The organism is Variovorax sp. 01T439_2, from assembly GCF_056398445.1.
Genome location: NZ_JBFTPJ010000312.1, coordinates 1 through 5,889, shown reverse-complemented (window position 1 = coordinate 5,889; position 5,889 = coordinate 1). Strand labels below are relative to the sequence as shown.

6 protein-coding genes are annotated in these 5,889 nt (G+C 62.4%); 2 read left to right on the top strand and 4 right to left on the bottom strand.

The features are described 5' to 3' along the window. A partial coding sequence (locus tag AC1DOC_RS16115) for a helix-turn-helix domain-containing protein (RefSeq protein WP_478130075.1) occupies nt 1-316 on the bottom strand: 316 nt, incomplete at its 3' end. A 188-nt stretch (nt 317-504) separates the two neighbouring features. Here AC1DOC_RS16115 and AC1DOC_RS16110 point away from each other — a divergent pair. Further along, nucleotides 505-1,077 (top strand): helix-turn-helix domain-containing protein, encoded by a 573-nt coding sequence (locus tag AC1DOC_RS16110; RefSeq protein ID WP_015865965.1) that lies wholly within the window; start codon nt 505-507, stop codon nt 1,075-1,077. A gap of 202 nt (nt 1,078-1,279) precedes the next feature. Here AC1DOC_RS16110 and AC1DOC_RS16105 read toward each other — a convergent pair whose 3' ends face one another. The 3 genes from AC1DOC_RS16105 to AC1DOC_RS16095 form a co-directional block, all read right to left on the bottom strand. Beyond that, the gene (locus AC1DOC_RS16105) at nt 1,280-2,251 is read right to left on the bottom strand and encodes a Bug family tripartite tricarboxylate transporter substrate binding protein (RefSeq protein ID WP_015865964.1); all 972 of its coding nucleotides are present in this window, start codon (nt 2,249-2,251) and stop codon (nt 1,280-1,282) included. 45 nt (nt 2,252-2,296) lie between these two features. Next, on the bottom strand, nt 2,297-3,313 hold the full coding sequence (locus AC1DOC_RS16100; RefSeq protein WP_015865963.1) for an amidohydrolase family protein: 1,017 nt from the start codon (nt 3,311-3,313) through the stop codon (nt 2,297-2,299). A 166-nt stretch (nt 3,314-3,479) separates the two neighbouring features. After that, nucleotides 3,480-4,127 (bottom strand): TetR/AcrR family transcriptional regulator, encoded by a 648-nt coding sequence (locus tag AC1DOC_RS16095; RefSeq protein ID WP_015865962.1) that lies wholly within the window; start codon nt 4,125-4,127, stop codon nt 3,480-3,482. 185 nt (nt 4,128-4,312) lie between these two features. Between AC1DOC_RS16095 and AC1DOC_RS16090 the strand changes: the two genes are divergently transcribed. Continuing rightward, nucleotides 4,313-5,608, top strand: coding sequence for a porin (locus AC1DOC_RS16090; RefSeq protein ID WP_015865961.1), 1,296 nt, complete (start codon nt 4,313-4,315; stop codon nt 5,606-5,608). Nucleotides 5,609-5,889 lie beyond the last annotated feature (281 nt).

Genomic DNA, 5,889 nt, shown 5'->3' with positions numbered 1-5,889 from the left:
TGATATGACTTGCGAATTCGAGCAGCGACTTCCTCTGTTGGGTGTTTAGCTGACCGAACCACAGGATGAGCTTGGCGAGCTCGTCATCCGCTGCGTAAAAGTAGGGGGCYGGRACGCCAAGCTCGTCTGCCAGCCGATGCGCRAAAGAAATGYTTGGCTCRTGGAYYCCGCTCTCGTASCGMGAAATGCGTGMRCTGGCRGTRCCWTCATCCAGTCCCGCCTTAACGCCAAGCTTGTCTTGYGGCAAACCTGCCGCCAATCTCGCAAGYCTCAAGCGWGCACCGAAGACAGAGCGAGGAGATGGGTTGGGAGGCACTCTACGATAGTCGTAAGTCCGACTTTTCGCGTATCTACGTTTTTCGTAGGACCAGGACCTGCGCGTTCCGCTTCAGGCAGGTCTCTGTATGCCCCATCGAGCAATTGCATCCCCTCCTACCTAGCGCCCGGCCTCTGCGACTTCCGGTCTCGGTGACGCGCGCCCCGCCGCGGCAACCATCACCTGTCGTGCGCAGCCTGTCCGCGGCGCGCATCGGGGCGCAGGTGCGGGCGCTGCGCATGGCGGCTGATGTATCCGGTGGGGCGCTGGCGAAGGCCTCGGGGATTTCGGCCTCGATGTTGTCACGCATCGAGCGGGGCCTGGTCTCGCCTTCGGTGGAGACCCTGGAGCGTCTCTCGAAAGGTTTGGGCGTGTCGGCGCCGCGCTTCTTCGGCGATCAGGCGCGGCGGACGGACTTCTGCCATGTGCGTGCGGGGCGGGGCGTTGTCGTCGATCGGATCGGTGCGGTCTCCGACTACCGCTACGAGTTGCTGGGCCACCTGCTGTCGGGCAACCTCTTCGTCGAGCCCTACCTGGTCACGCTGCTGCCCGGCGCCGATCCCTACGTGACCTTCCAGCATCCGGGCCTGAAGTTCCTGTACTTCCTGTCCGGGGAAGTCATGTACCGCTACGGTGGCAAGTCGGTGGCGGTGGGGGCGGGGGATTCGCTGCTGTTCGAAGCGACCGCGCTGCACGGCATCGAAGCGATTCAGAGCGGGCCGGTGTCGTACCTGTCGGTGGTTTTCACGCTGCGCGAGTAGGCTGTTTTTGGCGGCATTGCCGCGCAGCGGGGCAACGCATGCCCATTCGATGGTCCCCCCCCGAATTCTCTGCATGCCGAATTCGCCTCTCTGTCCATAGCGTTCTCTCGGTGTTCGGCATGCCGAGCTGGTCAATGCTCAGCAGGTAGGGCGGTATTGACGTCGCAAGCGATCATCTGCCTTCCATTCTGATGTCTGACGGTCAGTCGATCTGAATCTTGGCATCCTTCACGATGCGCTCGTAGGTGGCCGCTTCCTTGTCGATGTAAGCGGAAAATTCGGCCGGAGTACCCGGGGAGGGCACAAAGCCCTGCGGCCCGAGGCGTTCGGCCACGAACGCAGAGCGCATGGCCGTGGCAACCTCCGCCGAAAGCCGCTCAAGGATCGCTGCAGGCAGCTTGGGCGGCGCCCACAGCCCATACCAGGTGACCATTTCGAAGCCGGCAAAGCCGGATTCCGCGACCGTCGGCACATTGGGCATGGAGGGCAGGCGTTCGCGCGTGGTGACGGCGAGGGGCTTGAGCTTGCCAGCCGCGATGTTGGGAGCAGAAGACGGGATCGCGTCGATGATCACGCTGATCTGTCCTCCCAAGACATCGTTGAGTGCACTGCCCGTGCCCTTGTAGATGACGATGGGCACGTCGAGCTTGCCGTCTCGCTTGATTGCCTCCTGCGCCAGGTGCATCGGAGATCCGATGGCCGAAGTTCCAAACGCATACTTCGACGGCTCGCGGCGGGCCGCCGCGAGGAACTCTTGCAGATTCTTGCCCGGCACACCCGGGTTTGCCACGACCACCATCGGCACCGACCCCAGCAGAGAAATCGCCGTGAAATCGGTCTTCACGTTGTAGGGCGTCTTCTTCATGAGAAAAGGGCTTGCGACAAGCGTCGGCGATTGAAGCAGGAGCGTGTAGCCGTCGGGCGGTGCCTTGGAGGCGATGTCGCTTCCGATGGATCCGCTGGCACCAGGGCGGTTGTCCACGATGAACGGCTGGCCCATCTGGTCCCCCAGCTTCTGGGCCAGCACCCGGGCCACCAGATCGACCGTGCCGCCCGCCACGTACGGCACGATGATTTTCACGGGCCGCGAGGGATAGTTGTCCGCGATGGCCGGGATGCTTCCAGCACACAGCGCAGCGGTTGCGATCGCTCGCAGGAAGATTCTCTTGTTCATTGTTTGTCTCCGGATGATTTGAGGCTCGGCCTTGCGAGCGCCGTCTCAACAGCAATTCATCTTCAGCAAGCGAAGGGCGTTGCCGAAATAGATGCCATCCTGTACGTCCTGTGGAAGATCCAGTTCGTCGATCGCCTGGGGGATGGTCCTCAGGAACATCGGTCCCCCTTCCGGATCGAAGGGGCAATCGGTTGCAAAGACCACCTGCTTCGGATCGAAGAAGTCCAATCCGCAACGAATCCCCGACTTGCCGCCTGCCAACGCCGTGTCGACATAGAACATCTTGAAAAAATCGATGGGGCGCTTCTTCATGCGCTTGAGCAGCCCCTCGTAGTCTTCGCCCGATGTCCGGGAGCCGAACTGGTCGAGTCCCGGGCCGACGCGTCCGTCGAAGTACGGAATCATGGCGCCCATGTGGTGCGTGATGACTTTCAGCTCTGGAAGGCGTTCGAAGAAGCCCGAGAAAACCATGCGCGACATCGCCGCGCTCGTTTCATAGGGCCAACCGAAGGTCCACCAGATCTCGTACTTCGACTTCTCTTCGCTCGCATAGTCCGGCATGGACGCGCCGCGGGCCGGATGCATCCACACCGGAACGTCGTACGTCTTGCTGGCCGCCTCGAAGATGGGCCAGAACTCCGGATCGTCCAGCGGCCGTCCATTGACGTTGGTGAATACCTGGATGCCGCGTGCGCCGAGGACCGCGATGGCGCGCTCCATCTCCTCGAGCGCTGCCGGCACGTTGTTCATGGGAAGGGATGCGACAAACGCGGGGAACTTGTCCGGATGCGCATCGCGGATCTTTGCCATCTCGTCGTTCGCCAGGCGCGCCATCTCGGGCGAGGTCTGCGGTCCGGCGATCAGCTCGATGGGAGGATTGGAAAGCGTCAGGACTTGCTGATAGCCAGGAAAGTCCTCCATCATCTTCAGCCGCGCGTCGAGGTCATGGAGGACCGGAATGGTCAGCCATCGCTTGATCGCGCCTTGATCCTTGGCGATCTCGGCCATCCTGTCGAAGTAGGCCTTCGGCAGGATGTGTGCATAGCTGTCGATCTTTCGCATTCTTGCTTTCGTTGGTCGACGCCATGGGTCGGCATCAGGTTCTTCATGCGCTCGCGACAGCGGCACCGTCGGGCCGAGGATCGCGTGGAACTTGTCGCTTCAATTCACTATTGGTGAATTATGAAGTGAAAAAATGGACCCCACAAGGCCCCATGCGTCGTTGCGGCTAGCGCAGCGCGTAGGCGGTGACGACGTCAATGATGTGCAGCATCCGCTGGGTCAGCATCTTCTGGCTGCCGAGCTCGCAGCTGAAGCCGACAGAGAGCGTGTGGATGTTGGACAGGTAGAAGTAGGCGCAGCCCGCCATCGTGATGTACAGCTGCATGGGGTCGATGCCCGCGCGGAACACCCCGTCCTTCTGTCCCCGCTCGAGGATGTTCGCAAGGGTCTGCAAGAGCGGGGAATTCAACTCCTTGATGCGGGGCAGGGCGGCCAGGTGCTTCGCCTTGTGCAGGTTCTCGCTGTTCAGGAACGTGATGAACTCCGGGTGCGCGATGTAGTAGTCCCAGGTGAATTCGACGAGCCGGCGCAACGCAGCGAGCGGCGCCATGTCCTTGAGATCGAGGTAGAGCTGCGCGTCCCGGATCTCCTCGTACACGCTCTCGAGCACGGCGGAGAACAGTCCATCCTTGTCCTGGAAGTAGTAGTACACCAACCGCTTGTGCACGCCGGCCTCGGCTGCGATCCGCTCCAGCCGCGCGCCGCCGAGACCATGCACGGAGAACTCCTTTCTCGCCGCCTCGAGGATGGCCTTGCGTGAACGATCCGCATCGCGCGTCCGGGCTTCTGCTGTGCTCGCTGTCTTCATGGGCAATTCTTCGACGCGGCTCGCCGTTGCCGAGCCGCTAGGGTTAATGCGTAGGCAAGTATGGCTGACATGCAGGGCTTTCCGCTCCACAATTCACTAATTGTGAATTAAAGCAATGAAGCGGCGCACTCATTCATGTGGGTGGTCCATCCCGGTTCCGCCGCATTCCCATCAACCATCGAGGAGATCTCGTGAAGAAGAAAACCATCGCGGCCGTGGTTGTGCTGTCCTGCGCCGGTGCGGCCAGCGCGCAATCGTCCGTCACCTTGTTCGGAGCGCTCGATGCGGGTGTCAGCTACTACAGCACGACGAGTTCCTTCTACAACAACACCGGCCGCCTGCTCCTGCCAGGGGCCGACATCAAGCGCAGCCAGACCACGCTCTCCAACAGCGGCACCACGCCGAGCCGTCTGGGATTCCGCGGCACCGAGGACCTGGGCGGCGGCCTGGCCGCGAGCTTCTGGATGGAAGCCGGCCTGGCGAACGACTCGGGCACGGGTGCCGGGCCGGGCAGCGTCATCGTCTTCAATCGCCGCTCCACCGTGAGCCTTTCAGGTCCGTTCGGCGAGGTCCGCCTGGGCCGGGACTACACACCCACCTACTGGAACGACGCCGTCTTCAGCCCGTTCAGCACGCTGGGCGTGGGCACCAACGTGGTGTCGAGCGTCGGCAGCAACCTGCAGATCGCGAAGGGACCCGGCTCGGCGGTCTCGGCGACGGACAACTACATGCGCACCAGCAACAGCATCGGTTACTTCTTGCCGCCAGGGCTGGGCGGCTTCTATGGCCAGGTGCAGTACGCGCTGCACGAGAACGCAAGCCAGAGCAATGTGCCAGGCACGCCGAGCGCGAAAGGGCGTTTTGCCGGCGGCCGGCTGGGTTATGCCGCCGAAGCGCTCGACGTGGCACTGGCCTATGGCGAAAGCACCGCTGCGGATGCGACGGCACTGGACGCCGCGGGGGTGGCGACCGGCGCCCGGCTGCGCGAGAAGATCAAGACCCTCAGTCTCGGTGCCTCCTACAACTTCGGGGCTTTCAAGCTCTTCGGGGAACTGTCGCAGGTGCGCGATGTTTCCGTCTCGACGGTACCTGTGCCCGTCCTGGGCGCGCTCAGCACGCGCGAGACCGACAAGTACAAGGGCGGCCTGCTCGGCGTGACGGTGCCTGCGGGCGCCGGTCTGATCAAGGGCTCTTACTCCTGGGTGAAGTTCGACAATGACCTGGGGGCTGCTGCCAGCCCCTTTGCCGCCGACCGCGATGCCTCGGTTCGCAAGCTCGCCATCGGCTATGAGCACAACCTCTTGAAGCGCACCGCGCTGTACGCCACGGTGGCGCGCATCCGCATCAAGAACGGACAGAACAACCCGGCCATCATGGCTGCGAGTACCGGCGGCACGGCAGGCTATCTTTCCAGCGGTGCTGGTGTGTCGGGCTATGCGCCTCGCGGCGCGATGGGCTACGACTTCGGCATCAGGCACGTGTTCTAGGACAGGAGGAAAAGACTGCGCTGCGCATGAGGTGCCATTAGGAATCGCTGGTTGCATGCCGAGCCTGCATTGTGGGCTCGGTCAGGCTTCCCCAAGCATTGACCAACTGTTGGACGATTTCGGCGACTACCCTGCACGCAGGCGAAAGCTTCCCCTGCTTTGGGAACGCCAGCGTCACGTGACGAAAGAAATCAGGCTTTACGAGCTTGCTGGCTCGAAGGCGGCCCTGTTGAAGCTCCTCCGCAATCGAATACGGCCCCCATCATCGAATAGAGGTCTGT